A 14,872-nucleotide genomic window follows, 5' to 3' on the forward strand; every position below is an offset into this window, starting at 1 on the left:
GATGAGTAATGAAAAAGGCGACTGACTTTTACGTCACAATCCTTGAGGTAGAAAATCATATCATGATGAAGTTCATGCACAAGACACTTTTTTAATTTGCAAAAGGTAAAAGATTTATCTACATGATTTTATTAAATTAAATTCGAGTTTATTTCTGTGCAAAATAAACAATTCACCGCGAAATTTACATTTCTTTAGATGAAAGCGGTACGTCTTTACGTTAATCATAATATGATTGACAACATTCTCCTGGCTCCCTACACTCGATGCTTATTTGCTGTGCAACTTCGCCCCTACCGGATAACTATAGAATGACAATGAACATTTGGCTGATGGAAGGTCTGTCCTCACAGCGCGATATTATTCAGGGCATCACCGCGGGGGCTGAAGCATCGCAGCAGCCGATTACCGTTTTTGCCTCTCACCGCCATCAGCGTAATGAAATCCTTTCCCAGGCCGACTACGCGCTGATTGAGCCCGCCGAAGACGAGCAGCGGCTGGCGTTTATTCTGGCGCAGGTCGCTCAGCACCGCATTCGGGCGATTCACACCGGGCGCAACGCGCGCTGGTTCGAATCCCATCGCGAGCAGATTGAAGCCAGCGGTGCCAGCCTCACCACCGGCGCCACCCACCTTGAGATGCTGGATCTCGCCGACGACAAGGTCAGCTTTGCCGAAGCGATGGCGCAGCGTGGGCTGCCGGTCGTGCCCTCCGTTCGCGTTGAATCCACCGAACAGCTGCGTCAGCTGCTGCTGGATTCGCCTTTTGGCGATGCGCCGCTGTGCGTGAAGCCGGTTACCGGTATTTATGGCATGGGATTCTGGCGTTTTGATGAATCTGCCGCGCCAATGGCCGCATTTACTCATCCCGACAGCCGCCGGGTTCATCCGCACTTCTATTTACAGGCGCTGGAAGCCGCCGAAGTGGTTGAACCGCTGGTGCTGATGCCCTGGCTGCCCGGCCCGGAATATTCCGTGGATATGCTGGTTGAAAAAGGTGCGGTGCTGGCGGCCGTAGCACGGCGCAAAGACGGCGCGCTGCAGCATCTGGAGAACAGCGGTGAAGCTTACGAGCTTGGCCGCGCCTGCGCCGAAGCGATGCAGGCTGACGGGTTGGTGAACGTGCAGACCCGCCATGATGCGAATGGCAAACCGCTGCTGCTGGAGATCAACATGCGCCCTTCCGGCGGCATCGGCTACACCCGCTTCAGCGGTGTGAATCTGCCCGGCCTGTTCGCCCTGCGCCGCCTTGGCCTGATGACCGCAGAACAGGTTCGCGACAGCGCCAGTCGTGATTTTGCGCCCGCCACCGTGCGATCCATTACCGATGTCGTGCGTTATGAAACGCTGACCAACCTGATCCCGTAAGGAAACGAAGATGACCACAATCCCCTCGCCGCCGTGGCGCAAAACGTTAACCTGCGGCACGCTGAGCGTCACGCCGGAAGGCAGCGCCCTTCCGCTGGACGACCTTTTCGACGTGGCCGAACGCCGCAATCCGAAACGGGCCTTCCTGTTTGTCAGTAAAGTGCTGGGCCGGCACATTCCCGTTAGTCCGGCCACCATGCGCGGCGTTTACCGCCAGTTGGCCACGCAGTTCCCGGTCATTCCCGACGGTCCGGTGCTGTTTATCGGCATGGCAGAAACCGCCGTGGGCCTGGGCGCGGGCGTATTTGATGAGATGCGCAATCGCGCGTCGGAGTCGGTCTATCTCAGCTCCACTCGCCATCCGGTCAGCGGCGAGCTGCTGTGTAAGTTTAAAGAGGATCATAGCCACGCCACCGACCACCTGCTCTATCTGCCCGATGACGCCGAACTACGCCGCCGGGTGCAGAACGCGCGTACGCTGGTGTTGATCGATGATGAAGCCACCACCGGCAACACCTTTATCAACCTGCTGGCCGCGCTGAGAGCCGAAGGCGGCCTGACCGCCATTGAACGGGTGATTACCGTCACGCTCACCGACTGGAGCGGCGACGCGATTGCCAAAGCTTGCCCGCTGCCGGTGACCACCGTGGCGCTGGTGCGCGGCGACTGGCACTGGGAGAAAAATCCGGAGGCGCCGGTACCGGTGATGCCGGCGGTGAACGTGACCGCGCGCGGCAGCGTGCCGGTGACCGGGCGGCAAAACTGGGGCCGCCTGGGGATGGCCGCGCCGGCGGGCGATCTCGGCAACGATATCGCCGTGGCTCCGGGCGAAAAGATCCTCGTGCTCGGCACCAGCGAATTCATCTGGGAGCCGTTCCTGCTGGCGGAACGCCTTGAGCAGCAGGGAGCCGAGGTGAAGTACAGCTCCACCACCCGTTCCCCGATTGCCACCGGATTTGCCATTCAGTCGGCGATTGCGTTCAGCGATAATTACGGACTGGGGATTCCGAACTATGTTTACAACGTGGCCCATCAGCAGTTTGACCGCATCCTGCTGTGCAGCGAAACGCCAGCGGACAGCCTCGACCCGATCCTGATTGCGGCGCTGTCGAAAGTAGCTCCAAAGGTTGAGGTGCTGAGCTATGAATAAGCCGGTAATTTTTTCCGATCTCGACGACACCCTGTTCCAGACCCGCCGCAAGATGGTGGACGAGCTGGCGCTGGAGCCGTTCCGCACCGGCGCGCTGGACCGCAGCCTGCAGCCGCGCAGCTTTATGACCGAAGAACAGGCCATGCTGGTTGACTGGATGCTGGAGCACGGCGATCTCATCCCGGTGACCGCGCGCGGTACAGAGGAGATCGCGCGGGTCGAAATCCCCTTCCGCTCCTGGGCGGTGGCCACCCACGGTGCGGTGATCCTCAATCCCGAGGGCGAAGCGGATGCCGAATGGCAGGCGCTGATGCTGGCAAAACTCGCCCCCTACGCGGCGCAGCTGCTTGCCATGCAGCAGCAAATCACCGAACTGATGGCGGAACGTAATATCAACGGCTGGGCGCGTATTAATTATGAATATGAGCAGACGCCGATCTATCTGGTGATGAAGCATCGCGACAGCACGAAACTGGACGAACTTTACGCCATCGCCGACGAGATCGAACAGCGGTTCCCCACCGCGGGCTGGTATATCCATCGCAACAGCAACAACGTCGCGTGGCTGCCGGTGGTGGTGGAAAAGGGACTGGCGGTCAGCTTCCTGCTGGAGCGCCTGCGCGCCGAGCGCGGCGTGTTTCCGGTGATTGGCCTCGGCGACAGCCTCAGCGATCACCGCTTTATGAAGCTGTGCAGCTGGTACGGCCTGCCGCGCCAGAGCCAGTTTGCCGACCATATAAACCAGGCGCTGTTCAGGGAGCCGGACCATGACTGATTTTGTGCCGTTTTCAGGATCCTATCACCCGCAGGACGTTCACTTTCTGCTGACGCCGGTTGAAATGGAAATGACCCCGGTAGATCGCAAAGAAGCGTTGATCCAGTCAGGCGCGAAGCACTATTCCGAAATGCTGAGCCAGGAGCCGGAGCCAACCGAATGGCATCTGGATCTGTTTGCCCGCGCGCTTGAGCACGGTGCGGAGCGGCTGGCAAAAGAGGTGGCAATGCTGGCGCAGGCGCTGATTGAGCGCTTTCCCGATACGCCGGTGGTGCTGGCAAGCCTGGTGCGTGCCGGTGTGCCGCTGGGCGTGATGCTGCAGCAGGCGCTGCGCGACTGCGGAAAAGAGTCTTATCATTACGGTATCAGCATTATTCGCGATCGCGGCATAGACAGCGCCGCGCTGGACTGGATAGAACAGCGGCACGGCACGGAAGGCCTTGTTTTCGTTGACGGCTGGACCGGTAAAGGTGCCATCACCGGCGAGCTGATCCGCTCCCTGAAGGATCGCCCGGGCTATCCGGTTTATCCTCGCCTGGTGGTGCTGGCCGATCCCTGCGGACGATCGTGGCTGTCGGCCAGCGACGATGACTGGCTGATCCCGTTTGGCATCATGGGCGCACCGGTTTCCGGCATGATTTCCCGTTCTATCTTGCGCACCGAAGGATTCCACGGCTGCGTGATTTGCCATCATCTCGAACGCTTTGAATGCAGCCGTCACCTGGTAGATACGGTCGCCGCCCACCGTCGCCGGCTGGGAGAGGTTAAGGCCTGCGAGTGGGATCCGCAGCAAAATGACGGGCTGCGGCAGCAGAGTGAAGCGGTGATTAAGCAGCTGGCGCAGCAGTATGATATCGACAGCATTAACCGCATCAAACCTGGCATTGCCGAAGCGACCCGCGCCGTACTGCGCCGCGTGCCGGATCACGTGCTGGTCCGGTCTGAAAAGGATGCCGATGTGGCCCTGCTGCTGCACCTGGCGCGTGAAAAAGGTATCGCGGTCAACGCCGTGGGCGAGGCCATTGGCCAGTACCGGGCGGTGACCATTATCAAGAAGGTACTCTGATGAACGAACGGCTTTCCCCCTGGCGTCTGGGCGCAACGCTGTATATGCCCGCCACCCGCACGGACATTACTGAAACCGTGCTGAATAACAAGATTGATGGCCTGCGCTCGCTGGTTATCTGTCTGGAAGATGCGGTCAGCGATGCCGATATCCCCGTTGCCCGCCGTAATCTGCGGCAGGTGCTGGCGCGCCTGGCAGAAGCAAAAAAGTTACAGGGTAACGAAAACTGGCCACTGGTCTTTGTTCGCCCGCGCGATATCACCATGGGCGCCGAACTGGCCGCCGACTGGGATCTGAGCGGAGTGGATGGTCTGGTGCTGCCCAAATTTACCCGCCACTGCCTGCCGGTCTGGTGGACAATGCTGAAAGACACGCACCTGTGCATGATGCCGACGCTGGAAACCGAAGAGGTGTTCGACGTGGTGCAGATGCGTGAGCTGGCTGCGGCGCTGGCCAATCACCCCTGCCGTCAGCGCATTATCGCCCTGCGCATCGGCGGCAACGACTTGATGAACGTGGTCTCGCTACGCCGCTCGCGGGAATTCACCCTGTACGACAGCCCTATGGGCTACGTGATTAAAATGCTGGTTGCGGTGTTCGCCACCAGGGATTTTGCCCTGACCGCGCCGGTGTGCGAACACATCGACGATCGCCAAATCATGGATCGCGAGCTGGCCCTCGATATGCTGCACGGTCTGGTGGGTAAAACTGCCATTCACCCCAGCCAGATTGGCATCATCGAAGCGGCGCTGATGGTGTCGGCCAGCGATCATGCTGATGCCCTGCGCATCCTCAACTCCAGCCAGGCGGTGTTTAAATCGCAGGGCGCGATGTGCGAACCGGCCACCCATCGCCGCTGGGCCTCGACGATCCTGGCCCGCGCTCAGGTGTACGGCATCATCAGCGAGAAAACCCCGGATACGATAAGGTTGATGACCGCGCTGACCAAAAGCTGAGCGAACCCTCAGACGATCCTGCCAGCAAAAGTCTTCACGTGCTATGCTGACAGGCCATTGAACTGTAATGATAAATCCAGGCAGCGAATTATTATGCATCTCAGTACCCGACAGGCCCGAATTTATAAACTGGCGACCCTTCTCGGCCCGGGTAAACCCGTTTCTGCCGAGAGCATTATTACCGCGTTGGACTGTTCTGAACCGACACTAACCCGCGCGCTGAAAGAGCTGCGCGAGTCTTACGCCGCGGAAATCAAATACAGTAAGGCCAGTCATTCCTATCAGCTTACTGCTGCCGGTCAGTTGGATAAAAAAGCCCTGCGCCGGATGAACGAGGCGCTGACGGAAAACGCCGAGATGAAACCGACTGAGGCCGTCAGCCGGGTGTTTCTCGATAAGGATAAGAAAAAAGCGGTGTCGCTTTCGCTGCGCATGTCGCTGCTGCGCAAAATCGATCGCCTCTCCAGATTACAGGAGATCACCCGCAGCGAGGCGGTGGATATGGCCGTGGCGCACGGTATTGATGAGCTCATTCGCAACGCCATGGCGCAAAAAAAGAGCAGCTGAACCTGACGCTGCTTTTCCCCTCGGCCCTACCTCGCTTCAATCCCACGTCGTCTTTCAGATAGCCCTGCTGCTTTTGCCGTATAAAACGCATCCTGCCAGCCCTGACCGCCGCGGCTCCCGGCGTTAAACCGCCAGCTGGCCGCCGCAGTATGCTTCCCCGGACCGGTTAACCAGACTTGACACATTACCGTTTCTACTGAGATAACAACCGGATAAAATTTAGCTGCAAAACCCACCTCCATCTCAACAGCAGGATAGCCCGATGAGAAGACTGCCGGTTTACCTTTTACTTGATACGTCCGGGTCGATGACCGGAGAGCCAATCGAAGCGGTGAAAAACGGCGTGCAGATGCTGCTTTCCACCCTGAGGCAGGATCCCTACGCGCTGGAAACCGCCTGGGTTTCCGTGATTACCTTCGACTCCACAGCCCGTCAGGCCGTACCGCTGACCGATCTGATTAGCTTCAACCTGCCTGAACTGACCGCCAGCGGCACCACCGCACTGGGTGATGCGCTGTCGCTGGTTGCTACCCGCATCGGTGAAGAGGTGCAGAAAACCACCGCCGAAACCAAGGGCGACTGGCGACCGCTGGTGTTTATCATGACCGACGGAGCGCCGACCGACGACTGGCGCAAAGGCGTGAACGAGTTCAAGGCGGCGCGCACCGGCGTGGTCGTTGCCTGTGCCGCAGGCCACGCGGCCGAAACCAAAGTCCTGCAGGAGATCACCGAGATCGTGCTGCAGCTGGATACCGCCGATTCCTCTTCAATCAAAGCCTTCTTTAAATGGGTTTCCGCCAGTATTTCCGTCGGCAGCCAGAAGGTGGAATCCGGCAAAAAAGAGGTGATCGGGCTCGACGACCTGCCCCCGCCGCCGCCGGAAGTTAACGTCGTTTTATAAGGAGAGATTATGTCAGTCAGCTTAAAAAAAGGACAAGGCGTCAGCCTGCGTAAAAACGAGCACGATCTGTCATCCGTGACCATCGGGCTGGGCTGGGACATTAACGAAGAGAAAAAAGGCCTGCTGGGTGGTTTATTCGGTAAGAAAGAACCGGAGTATGACCTCGACGTGGTGGCGTTTCTCTGCGATGCCGCAGGCAAAGTGGCCGACTTAGGTAAAACGGAAAACGGTAAGCCGACCCTGGTCGATGGCGACATCATTTTCTTTAACAGCCTGCGCCATAAATCCGGCCAGATCTGGCTGACCGGTGACAACCGCACCGGCGAAGGCGACGGTGATGATGAGCAAATCATCGTTAAGCTCAATACGCTGGATGCCCGCTACGAGAAGATCGTCTTTATCGTGCAGATTTATAACGGCGTGCAGCTGCAGCAGCACTTTGGCAAGGTACAGAACGCCTTTATCCGCGCGGTCGATGCCCGCAATGTGGAAATGGCCCGCTTCGATCTCTCCGGCGGCAGCGCTTTCAGCAATCAGCGTTCGATGCTGTTTGCCGAACTGGTGCGTGAGAGCACCGGCTGGAAGCTGAACGCCATCGGTGAGCCTTCCGAGTCCGACACTTTCGTGTCGCATCTGAAGAACTACATGCGATGAGAAGATTACCGGTCTATCTGCTGATTGATACCTCCGGGTCGATGCGCGGTGAATCCATTCACGCGGTTAACGTTGGCATCCAGGCGATGCTCAGCGCGCTGCGCCAGGATCCCTACGCGCTGGAAAGCGTGCATATTTCGATTATCACCTTCGATAATGAAGCACGCGAGCATACTCCGCTGACCGCGCTGGAAGCCTTTCAGTTTACCGATATCGTGGTGCCGAGCGCCGGAGGCACCTTTACCGGCGCGGCGTTGGAGTGCCTGATGCACTGCGTCGACCGCGATATTCAGCGCTCGGACGGCGACCGGAAAGGCGACTGGCGTCCGCTGGTGTTCCTGATGACCGACGGTACGCCGTCGGACAGCCTGGCCTACAGCGAAGCGATCCCCGAGATAAAAAAACGGTCGTTCGGGGCGATTATCGCCTGTGCGGTGGGTAGCAAAGCGAAGCACGAACCGCTCAAGCAGCTCACCTCCCAGGTGGTGGCGCTGGAAACGCTGGACTCCACGGCCTTCTCCGGCTTCTTCAAGTGGGTATCGGCCAGCGTTGCGTCCGGCAGCAGCAGCGCCGGGATCAACGCTACCCAGGACAGCCTGCCGCCGCCACCGCCGGAAATTCAGCTGGTGCTGTAAACCGTCGGGCAGCGTACGCACTTTCGTCGTTGCCCGCTTTTTGCCGCCCGGCCTGCCGCTGCGGCGTATCTGCCCTTTCTGGGGAATGTCAGCATGAGAAGACTGCCCATATTCTTTATCCTCGACTGTTCGGAATCGATGGTCGGGGAAAATCTGCAAAAAATGAACCAGGGTCTGCAAACCATCGTTAACGACCTGAAGAAAGATCCCCACGCGCTGGAAACCGCCTGGGTGTCGGTGATTGCCTTCGCCGGGGTGGCGAAAACTATCGTGCCGCTGGTCGAGTCGGCGTCGTTTTATCCGCCGCGTCTGCCCATCGGCGGCGGCACCAGCCTGGGCGCGGCGCTGCGCGAGCTGACCCGTCAGATCGATTTGCAGGTGCGTAAAACCACCGCCGAGCGCAAAGGCGACTGGAAACCGGTGGTTTATCTACTGACCGATGGCCGCCCCACCGACGATGTCTCTGCCGAAATCCGCCGCTGGAAAGAGCAGTATGCCAGCCGCGTGAACCTGATCGCCATCGGCATTGGCTCGGGTGCCGATCTGAATATCCTACGCCAGCTGACCGACAACGTGCTGCTGTTTAACGACGCGAAAGAGAGCGATTTTACCCAGTTTATCAAGTGGATCACCGCCTCGGTTTCCGCCCACAGCCGCAGCGTCGGCGAATCTGCCACCGCCGCGCCGCCGCTGCCCACGACCGGCTCCATCGTCCGGTTGGCAAAAGACGAGGTGGCCCGCGCCAGCGATGAAACCTGCGTGATCCTTACCGGCCGCTGCTCGCGCTCGCGCCGTCCGTATCTGATGAAGTACGAGCGCCCGGCGGTTAACCTCTCCTCGCTGGATTTCAAACTGAATATCAACGGTTTTAATCTGGCGGGCTGCTACCCGATCGATGAAGACTATTTTGCGTGGAGCGATGCCTCCGCGTCGGCGCTTCAGGTCAATACCGCCGAGCTGCACGGCGTGCCCGGCTGCCCGCACTGCGGCAACGGTAGCGCATTTGCCCTCTGTGCCTGCGGCGGACTGCTGTGCATCAACGGGCCGGACGATGTGACCTGCCCGTGGTGTGAGAAAGGGCTGTCCTTCAGCGATGAAGGCGGCGAACAGGATTTCGACGTTAATCGGGGACGAGGATGATGGATAACACGGAACTTCGTCAGCGGCTGCTGGCGGTGCTGCTGGACGGGCACGCGGCGCAGGACGATGTGGGAGTGCGGGATGCCCTGCTGGCCGATAACGATATTTCGTTTCTGCTGAATATGCTGATTAAGCGGGTCTCGCTAAAGCTGACGCCCACCGACTCCGGCAGGGAAGACAACACCCAGGTAGCGAACGTTGATACGGCGGCGAATGTATTGTCTGCTCCGGTGTTGAATCAATCTATCAACCCGGCCATGCCACCGCCCGCTCCACACGCGCTAACCTGGCTGCCGCTGGCGTTTTATTTCGCCGAGCTGGTTAACGGTAAAGCGGCGACAAAACCGGAGAGTGAGATCGAAACATCGGATAAATCAGCCTACGATGACGGCATCACCGGCGCTGACAATATGATTACCACTGGTGATGCCGCGCAGTCGCAAACGCCTGAACTGTCCCAGAATAGCGTTGTTGCACAATCTGCCAGCCCTCTTCCAAACGCTCCGCTGCCTCTGCGCCCCGGCCAGGTGCCCGTCGCGGCGGTCACAGCGCCGCCCGCACCGGTTCCGCCGCTGCCGCGCGCAAAAATCAGCCTGCCCAACGCCCGCGTCGGCACGCCGTTCAGCGCGCGGGTTGAGGTACGGCTGGATAACGGCGAGCCGGTCAGCGTGGAAGACGTCACTTTCCCCGACGCCTTCGGACTTTACTTCGACAAAACCAGCGGCGTGCTGTCGGGAACGCCGACCACCAGCGGCGATATCACCCTGCTGGTTCACTGGCGCTGGCGGGATCGCCCGCCGTACCCGCAGGAACAGCTGTTTATCATCAATCCCGACCCACGCAGCCTGTGGAAGATTGTTGAACCTCCGGCGGACGATCGCTACTTCAAACCGAATATCGACCACCGGCAGATCGTGGAGCCGGGAACTCGCATTGCCGCCGCCAGCCGCCGTGGGCGATCTCACGAACACGTCGGATCGTTCCGCGATGATGATTTTGCCATTCACCACTGCAATGAAAGCGGCTGGAGCATCATGCTGGTCGCCGACGGCGCGGGCAGCGCAAAAAACTCGCGGCGGGGATCGCAGATTGCCACCCGCTGCGTGGCTGACCACCTCGTCGCGCTGCTGAGCGGCGAACGGGGGCAGTTATTGGGGCAGCAGGTGCAGAACTGGAGCAGCGAGGATCGGCAGGCGGTCGGGGCCACCTTCATTCGCCAGTTCCATCAGGCATCGATTGCCGCGGTAAACGCCATCACCGGCGAAGCCAGCCAGCTCGCTGAGAGCGTGAAATCCTATTCCACCACCCTGCTGGCCACCGTGTCCCTGCGCTGCGGCGATGAGCTGTTTGCCGCCGCGTTCTGGATGGGCGACGGCGCGATTGCCGCCTACGGCCCGGCAGGAAAAGTGCGCGTGTTGGGCACCCCGGACAGCGGCGAATATGCCGGACAAACCCGCTTCCTGGATGCCGAAGCCGTCGCCGACCCGGAATTCAGCAAGCGCATCAGCATCGGCAAATGGCCGGAGATTTCGCACCTGCTGCTGGTCACCGACGGGGTTTCCGACCCGTGGTTTGAAACCGATAACGGCCTGCGCAACGCGGATAAATGGGATGCCCTGGTAACAGAGATCGCCCCGTGCCTGGCCGACGAGCCGCACGCGGCGGAAAGGCTGGCCGACTGGCTGAACTTCTTCTCCCCCGGCAACCACGATGACCGGACAATTGTCGCATCCTGGTAAACGGCTGAACCTGATTTCGGGTAAATGACTATGGCAAATATTATTACCTGCACCACCACGGATGGTGAAACCATCCAGTACGTTGATGAGATCATCGGTTCCGGCTCAATGAAAGATGTCTATTTCTCGCCGGATAAGTCTTACGTGGTGGCGTTTTATAAGCAGCCGCAGAACGCCCAGGCCAAAGAGCGCATCGACATGATCACCGGGCGCTACCGGAAAAATATTTTTGAACAGTCCGGCGGCGACTACTGGCGCAGCGTATTCTGCTGGCCAACCAGCGTCGTTCAGCATGAAGGGAAAACCGGGATTGTAGTCCCCTGCTATCAGCCGCACTTCTTCTTTAAGTACGGCTCGAAAAATAACGACTTTCTTAACATCAAAGGCCGGGAGAAAGAGGGAAAATGGTTTGCCAGCGCCAGCAACCAGAATAAATTCCTCGATCCCCGCGAGCGCGGCAATACCCTGAGCTACCTGAAGGTCTGCCTGCTGCTAACGCGCGCGGTGCGCCGGATGCATGCTGCCGGGCTGTGCCACAGCGATCTCAGTTATAAGAACGTGCTGATCGATCCGGAACAGGGCCACGCCTGCGTGATTGATATCGATGGCCTGGTGGTACCAGGGAAATATCCGCCGGACGTGGTCGGCACGCCGGATTTTATCGCCCCCGAGGTGGTGCGCACCAGCCACCTGCCGAAGGATGACCCGCAGCGTATTCTGCCCAGCATCAGCACCGACCGCCACGCGCTGGCGGTACTGATCTATATGTATCTTTTCTATCGCCATCCGCTGCGCGGCGGCAAAATCCACGATATGGATGATGAAATGCGCGATGAGTCGCTGGCGATGGGAGAACGTGCGTTGTTTATTGAGCACCCGACTGACCGCAGCAATGCGGTGAAGGTCGGCCAGGCCAGTCCGGCATCCCTGCCGTGGGCCGATCCGCAAAAGATCCCCTACACCATTATGGGGCCGTACCTGACGCCGCTGTTTGACAAGGCGTTTATTGACGGGCTGCACGACCCGGCTAAACGGCCCACCGCCGATGAATGGGAAACGGCGCTGGTGAAAACGGTGGATCTGATCCAGCCCTGCCAGAACAAGGACTGCGAGCAGGAGTGGTACGTTTTCTCCGGTAAAACGAAACCGGTTTGTCCGTACTGCAGCACGCCGTACAAAGGCAAATTGCCGATCCTCAACCTCTATTCCTCACGCAAAGCGGGCAGCTACCGCCCGGACGATCACCGGCTGATGGTGTGGAGCGGGCAGTCACTGTATGCCTGGCACGTTAACCGCCTGATCGCCCCCAATGAACGCACCACCGACGCGCAGAAAAAGCGCGTGGGCTATTTTGTGTTCCATAACGATCGCTGGTGGCTGGTGAATGAAGGCATTACGGGGCTGATGTCGCTGCCGGATAAAAAGGCGATCGCCATCGGCGATAAGCTGGCGCTGGAGGACGGCACGCAGTTTGTGCTGTCGACGGAGGAAGGTGGCAGGCTGGTAGTTGTACAGCTGGTGACGAATTAACACCGTTCAGCGGCCGGATCCGCGGGTTTGCCTGCGGATCCGGCGGCGTGATGACTGCGGGTGGGCACCCGCAGCGCATCGCATTTCACCCAATCAATCAGCGGCTAATCTGGTGGCCAATAATGCCCCCGACTGCCGCGCCGCCGACGGTGCCCAGAGAACTTCCTCCGGTCAGAACCGCACCGCCAATCGCACCAATACCTGCACCAATCGCCGTATTTCTGCCACGGTTAGACATATGTCCACAGGCAGTAATCGAAAGCGTCAGCAGTACCACGACTGCTACAGAAAAGCTGCGTTTTAAAAGCATGATTAACCTCATTACCATCAGCAATAATGGCAGGTAGAAACGTTGTTTATGATTGTTTTTTGTCCGGCAACGTTTGCGGTATTATCCCGCGCTGCCGATGGCTGAAATTTACTGCTTGTCCGCCGACTACAACAGGTAAAAATTCCTATTTCTCAGCGGCATGAACGCTTGAGTTATCCGTTTAGGAGAATGCCTGGCTGTCTGGTAGCCCGCCCAGTGCAAAAGATCTGCATGGGCTATTTTCGCCACGCGGCTTCTTTCATTTCGTGAGTCATTTTAACGTCGATGCTCAGTTCGGCGGTTGGCCGCAGCAGCAGGCGCGGCAGGCCAATAGGATCGCCGGATTCCAGACAGTAGCCGTACTCCCCCTTTCTGATGCGCAGCAGTGCGGCATCAATTTTCGGCAGCAGGCGGCTTTCGCGATCGATCTGGCGCAGCAGCAGCCTCAGCTCTTCTTCGCGCAGCGCCTTATCGGCCTCATCTCCCTGATTATCCCCCCACTGTAAACCGGCTTTCAGCTGGTCGATATGCGCCAGCAGTTCCTGCTTATCCTGCTGTAAACGCAGCTGAAAAAATGCCAGCTGCTGTGGATTCATATAGTCTGCAGGCGACATTGCCAGCAGCTTCTGCTCTTCTTTACTGCTCTGTGGCACGCGGGCCTCCATGGTTAATCGTCAGTTCAGATTCACGACTTCAGTCTGGCAACGCTTTTCGGCCAGGGATCGGCAAAGATGCCGCCCTGCTGCCACCAGTCAATTTCCTCTTCGCTGAGGAAACAGCGCCGTAGCGCCGAAACAAACGGGTCGAGCTGTTCGGCAAGGCCGATGACCGTCAGGCTACAGCGGCGATCGCCAAAACGCCCCGGCATGGCATCCAGCTGTTGTTGCAGGATGCGCCGTTCTTCGTTATTCAGCAGGCTGTTTTCATGCCCCAGCACGCCCGCTTTCCAGTAGCTGATAAATTCCAGACTGATGCTTCCCGCCGCCTGATTCCACAGCAGCGCCAGATCGTCACGGCCCGGCAACCAGAAAAAGCCCTTGCTGCGATGGATACCGGCACCAAGAAACTGCTGATAAGTGTCCCACAGTCGCTGCGGATGGAACGGTCGGTCATCCGTAATCACCCGCGATTCGATATCGTAAGGTGCGCCGGTATCGCTGAACTGCTCCAGCTCAGCCTCCAGTTCTTCCACCAGTTTCGCCACGCGGTGGAAATTGTAATCGGGGTACGCCAGCAGCTCGTTAATCGGCAGATTTCCCCACGGCAGCGCCATTACCGCTACTGCCGGATTGATGGGATGCACGGCGTGAGCAATATCCAGTACGGTATCGGCGTTCAGGCGATCGACTTTAGTCAGCATCAGATGGCTGCAAAACAGGATTTGTCCGGCCAGCAAATTTTCGACCCCGCCACGTTGCTGTTGCAGATTGCGCTGCCAGCGTGGGATTAGCTGTTCACCGCCGTCATAGTCGCTTTGCAGCATCACCGCATCAATTAGCGACAGAAAGCCCCGTAGCTGTATCAGGGGATGATCGCGCAGCAGTTTAATCAGCGGCAGCGGATGGCTGCTGCCGGACGTTTCCAGCAGGATCATATCGGGCTGATGAACCGCCAGCTGTTCGAGAGCCTCCGCAAGCCTGTTCACTCCGGTCGGGCTACTGATGCTGTCGGCAGCAATTGAGATAAAGTTTTGCCGCTGCTGCCCCACCAGTTCGGTATTGGCAATCAGCACGCCGTCGACGTCCAGCTCGCTCATATCGTTGACGATCACGCTGACGTTCAGCTGCTGATTCTGCGCCTGCATCAGTAAACTTTTCAGTAAGGTGGTTTTCCCTGCGCCCAGGAAACCGTTGAGAATGGTCAGAGGGATGCGCTGCATGATACGTTCCACGATGAAATTTACGATATGTTATAATATAACAATTCATCGAGCTACTCTTATTACCAGCCCCTATTAAACAGAGGCTAAGAATAATCTTAGTTACATCAGGTTATCGTCAGTTGAGGCAATAAATTTTCTGAGTAAGATGAAGGAAATGTTTCAGGGATTTGACAGTTTTCGCCACGCAAACGTTACCCTGA

At 58.4% G+C, this 14,872-nt stretch carries 15 protein-coding genes; 12 read left to right on the plus strand and 3 right to left on the minus strand.

Annotation, left to right across the window (positions count from 1 at the left end; all coding sequences use genetic code 11):
- Positions 1 to 311 precede the first annotated feature (311 nt).
- The 12 genes from EC836_RS03445 (at position 312) to EC836_RS03500 (ending at position 12,480) form a co-directional block, all read left to right on the plus strand.
- Positions 312 to 1,367, plus strand: coding sequence for an ATP-grasp domain-containing protein (locus EC836_RS03445; RefSeq protein ID WP_123330124.1), 1,056 nt, complete (start codon positions 312 to 314; stop codon positions 1,365 to 1,367).
- A 10-nt stretch (positions 1,368 to 1,377) separates the two neighbouring features.
- Positions 1,378 to 2,517, plus strand: coding sequence for a phosphoribosyltransferase domain-containing protein (locus EC836_RS03450; protein WP_123330126.1), 1,140 nt, complete (start codon positions 1,378 to 1,380; stop codon positions 2,515 to 2,517).
- Positions 2,510 to 3,292: a hypothetical protein gene (locus tag EC836_RS03455; protein ID WP_123330127.1), complete on the plus strand. Its 783-nt coding sequence runs from the start codon at positions 2,510 to 2,512 to the stop codon at positions 3,290 to 3,292. Before EC836_RS03450 ends, EC836_RS03455 begins: the two co-directional genes overlap by 8 nt.
- Positions 3,285 to 4,358 carry a cysteine protease StiP family protein gene (locus EC836_RS03460; RefSeq protein ID WP_123330129.1) on the plus strand — a complete coding sequence of 358 codons (1,074 nt, stop codon included), beginning with the start codon at positions 3,285 to 3,287 and terminating at the stop codon, positions 4,356 to 4,358. The genes EC836_RS03455 and EC836_RS03460 overlap by 8 nt, the downstream gene beginning before the upstream one ends.
- Positions 4,358 to 5,314, plus strand: coding sequence for an HpcH/HpaI aldolase/citrate lyase family protein (locus EC836_RS03465; protein ID WP_123330131.1), 957 nt, complete (start codon positions 4,358 to 4,360; stop codon positions 5,312 to 5,314). Before EC836_RS03460 ends, EC836_RS03465 begins: the two co-directional genes overlap by 1 nt.
- Positions 5,315 to 5,407: 93 nt before the next feature.
- Positions 5,408 to 5,881 (plus strand): tellurium resistance protein TerW, encoded by a 474-nt coding sequence (locus tag EC836_RS03470; RefSeq protein WP_123330133.1) that lies wholly within the window; start codon positions 5,408 to 5,410, stop codon positions 5,879 to 5,881.
- A gap of 262 nt (positions 5,882 to 6,143) precedes the next feature.
- Complete coding sequence (locus tag EC836_RS03475; RefSeq protein ID WP_123330135.1) at positions 6,144 to 6,782, plus strand: VWA domain-containing protein; 639 nt, start codon at positions 6,144 to 6,146, stop codon at positions 6,780 to 6,782.
- Positions 6,783 to 6,791: 9 nt separating this feature from the next.
- On the plus strand, positions 6,792 to 7,436 hold the full coding sequence (locus EC836_RS03480; RefSeq protein WP_123330137.1) for a TerD family protein: 645 nt from the start codon (positions 6,792 to 6,794) through the stop codon (positions 7,434 to 7,436).
- The gene (locus EC836_RS03485; protein ID WP_123330139.1) at positions 7,433 to 8,071 is read left to right on the plus strand and encodes a VWA domain-containing protein; all 639 of its coding nucleotides are present in this window, start codon (positions 7,433 to 7,435) and stop codon (positions 8,069 to 8,071) included. The genes EC836_RS03480 and EC836_RS03485 overlap by 4 nt, the downstream gene beginning before the upstream one ends.
- 93 nt (positions 8,072 to 8,164) lie before the next feature.
- Positions 8,165 to 9,211: a TerY-C metal binding domain-containing protein gene (locus EC836_RS03490; RefSeq protein ID WP_123330141.1), complete on the plus strand. Its 1,047-nt coding sequence runs from the start codon at positions 8,165 to 8,167 to the stop codon at positions 9,209 to 9,211.
- Positions 9,208 to 10,950: a PP2C family serine/threonine-protein phosphatase gene (locus EC836_RS03495; protein ID WP_370346500.1), complete on the plus strand. Its 1,743-nt coding sequence runs from the start codon at positions 9,208 to 9,210 to the stop codon at positions 10,948 to 10,950. Before EC836_RS03490 ends, EC836_RS03495 begins: the two co-directional genes overlap by 4 nt.
- A gap of 30 nt (positions 10,951 to 10,980) precedes the next feature.
- Positions 10,981 to 12,480 (plus strand): helix-hairpin-helix domain-containing protein, encoded by a 1,500-nt coding sequence (locus EC836_RS03500; RefSeq protein ID WP_123330143.1) that lies wholly within the window; start codon positions 10,981 to 10,983, stop codon positions 12,478 to 12,480.
- 97 nt (positions 12,481 to 12,577) lie between these two features.
- Here the strand turns inward: EC836_RS03500 and EC836_RS03505 are convergent, their stop codons facing one another.
- The 3 genes from EC836_RS03505 to EC836_RS03515 form a co-directional block, all read right to left on the minus strand.
- A complete protein-coding gene (locus tag EC836_RS03505; protein WP_105595629.1) occupies positions 12,578 to 12,790 on the minus strand; it encodes a glycine zipper 2TM domain-containing protein in 213 nt (70 codons plus the stop codon).
- Between the two features lie 236 nt (positions 12,791 to 13,026).
- Positions 13,027 to 13,404 carry a TraR/DksA C4-type zinc finger protein gene (locus tag EC836_RS03510; RefSeq protein WP_123330763.1) on the minus strand — a complete coding sequence of 126 codons (378 nt, stop codon included), beginning with the start codon at positions 13,402 to 13,404 and terminating at the stop codon, positions 13,027 to 13,029.
- Positions 13,405 to 13,475: 71 nt separating this feature from the next.
- The gene (locus tag EC836_RS03515; protein WP_123330145.1) at positions 13,476 to 14,669 is read right to left on the minus strand and encodes a GTP-binding protein; all 1,194 of its coding nucleotides are present in this window, start codon (positions 14,667 to 14,669) and stop codon (positions 13,476 to 13,478) included.
- Between the last annotated feature and the right edge of the window lie 203 nt (positions 14,670 to 14,872).

Source organism: Erwinia sp. JUb26, assembly GCF_003751505.1.
In the GTDB taxonomy this organism is placed as follows: domain Bacteria; phylum Pseudomonadota; class Gammaproteobacteria; order Enterobacterales; family Enterobacteriaceae; genus Erwinia.

Excerpts from the sequence above, each read along its gene's own strand:
- EC836_RS03495 (WP_370346500.1), top strand. The coding sequence starts at position 9,208 with ATGATGGATAACACGGAACTTCGTCAGCGGCTGCTGGCGGTGCTGCTG.
- EC836_RS03450 (WP_123330126.1), top strand. The coding sequence starts at position 1,378 with ATGACCACAATCCCCTCGCCGCCGTGGCGCAAAACGTTAACCTGCGGC.
- EC836_RS03465 (WP_123330131.1), top strand. The coding sequence starts at position 4,358 with ATGAACGAACGGCTTTCCCCCTGGCGTCTGGGCGCAACGCTGTATATG.
- EC836_RS03470 (WP_123330133.1), top strand. The coding sequence starts at position 5,408 with ATGCATCTCAGTACCCGACAGGCCCGAATTTATAAACTGGCGACCCTT.
- EC836_RS03490 (WP_123330141.1), top strand. The coding sequence starts at position 8,165 with ATGAGAAGACTGCCCATATTCTTTATCCTCGACTGTTCGGAATCGATG.
- EC836_RS03455 (WP_123330127.1), top strand. The coding sequence starts at position 2,510 with ATGAATAAGCCGGTAATTTTTTCCGATCTCGACGACACCCTGTTCCAG.
- EC836_RS03500 (WP_123330143.1), top strand. The coding sequence starts at position 10,981 with ATGGCAAATATTATTACCTGCACCACCACGGATGGTGAAACCATCCAG.
- EC836_RS03485 (WP_123330139.1), top strand. The coding sequence starts at position 7,433 with ATGAGAAGATTACCGGTCTATCTGCTGATTGATACCTCCGGGTCGATG.
- EC836_RS03460 (WP_123330129.1), top strand. The coding sequence starts at position 3,285 with ATGACTGATTTTGTGCCGTTTTCAGGATCCTATCACCCGCAGGACGTT.
- EC836_RS03475 (WP_123330135.1), top strand. The coding sequence starts at position 6,144 with ATGAGAAGACTGCCGGTTTACCTTTTACTTGATACGTCCGGGTCGATG.
- EC836_RS03445 (WP_123330124.1), top strand. The coding sequence starts at position 312 with ATGACAATGAACATTTGGCTGATGGAAGGTCTGTCCTCACAGCGCGAT.
- EC836_RS03515 (WP_123330145.1), bottom strand. The coding sequence starts at position 14,669 with ATGCAGCGCATCCCTCTGACCATTCTCAACGGTTTCCTGGGCGCAGGG.
- EC836_RS03480 (WP_123330137.1), top strand. The coding sequence starts at position 6,792 with ATGTCAGTCAGCTTAAAAAAAGGACAAGGCGTCAGCCTGCGTAAAAAC.
- EC836_RS03510 (WP_123330763.1), bottom strand. The coding sequence starts at position 13,404 with ATGTCGCCTGCAGACTATATGAATCCACAGCAGCTGGCATTTTTTCAG.
- EC836_RS03505 (WP_105595629.1), bottom strand. The coding sequence starts at position 12,790 with ATGCTTTTAAAACGCAGCTTTTCTGTAGCAGTCGTGGTACTGCTGACG.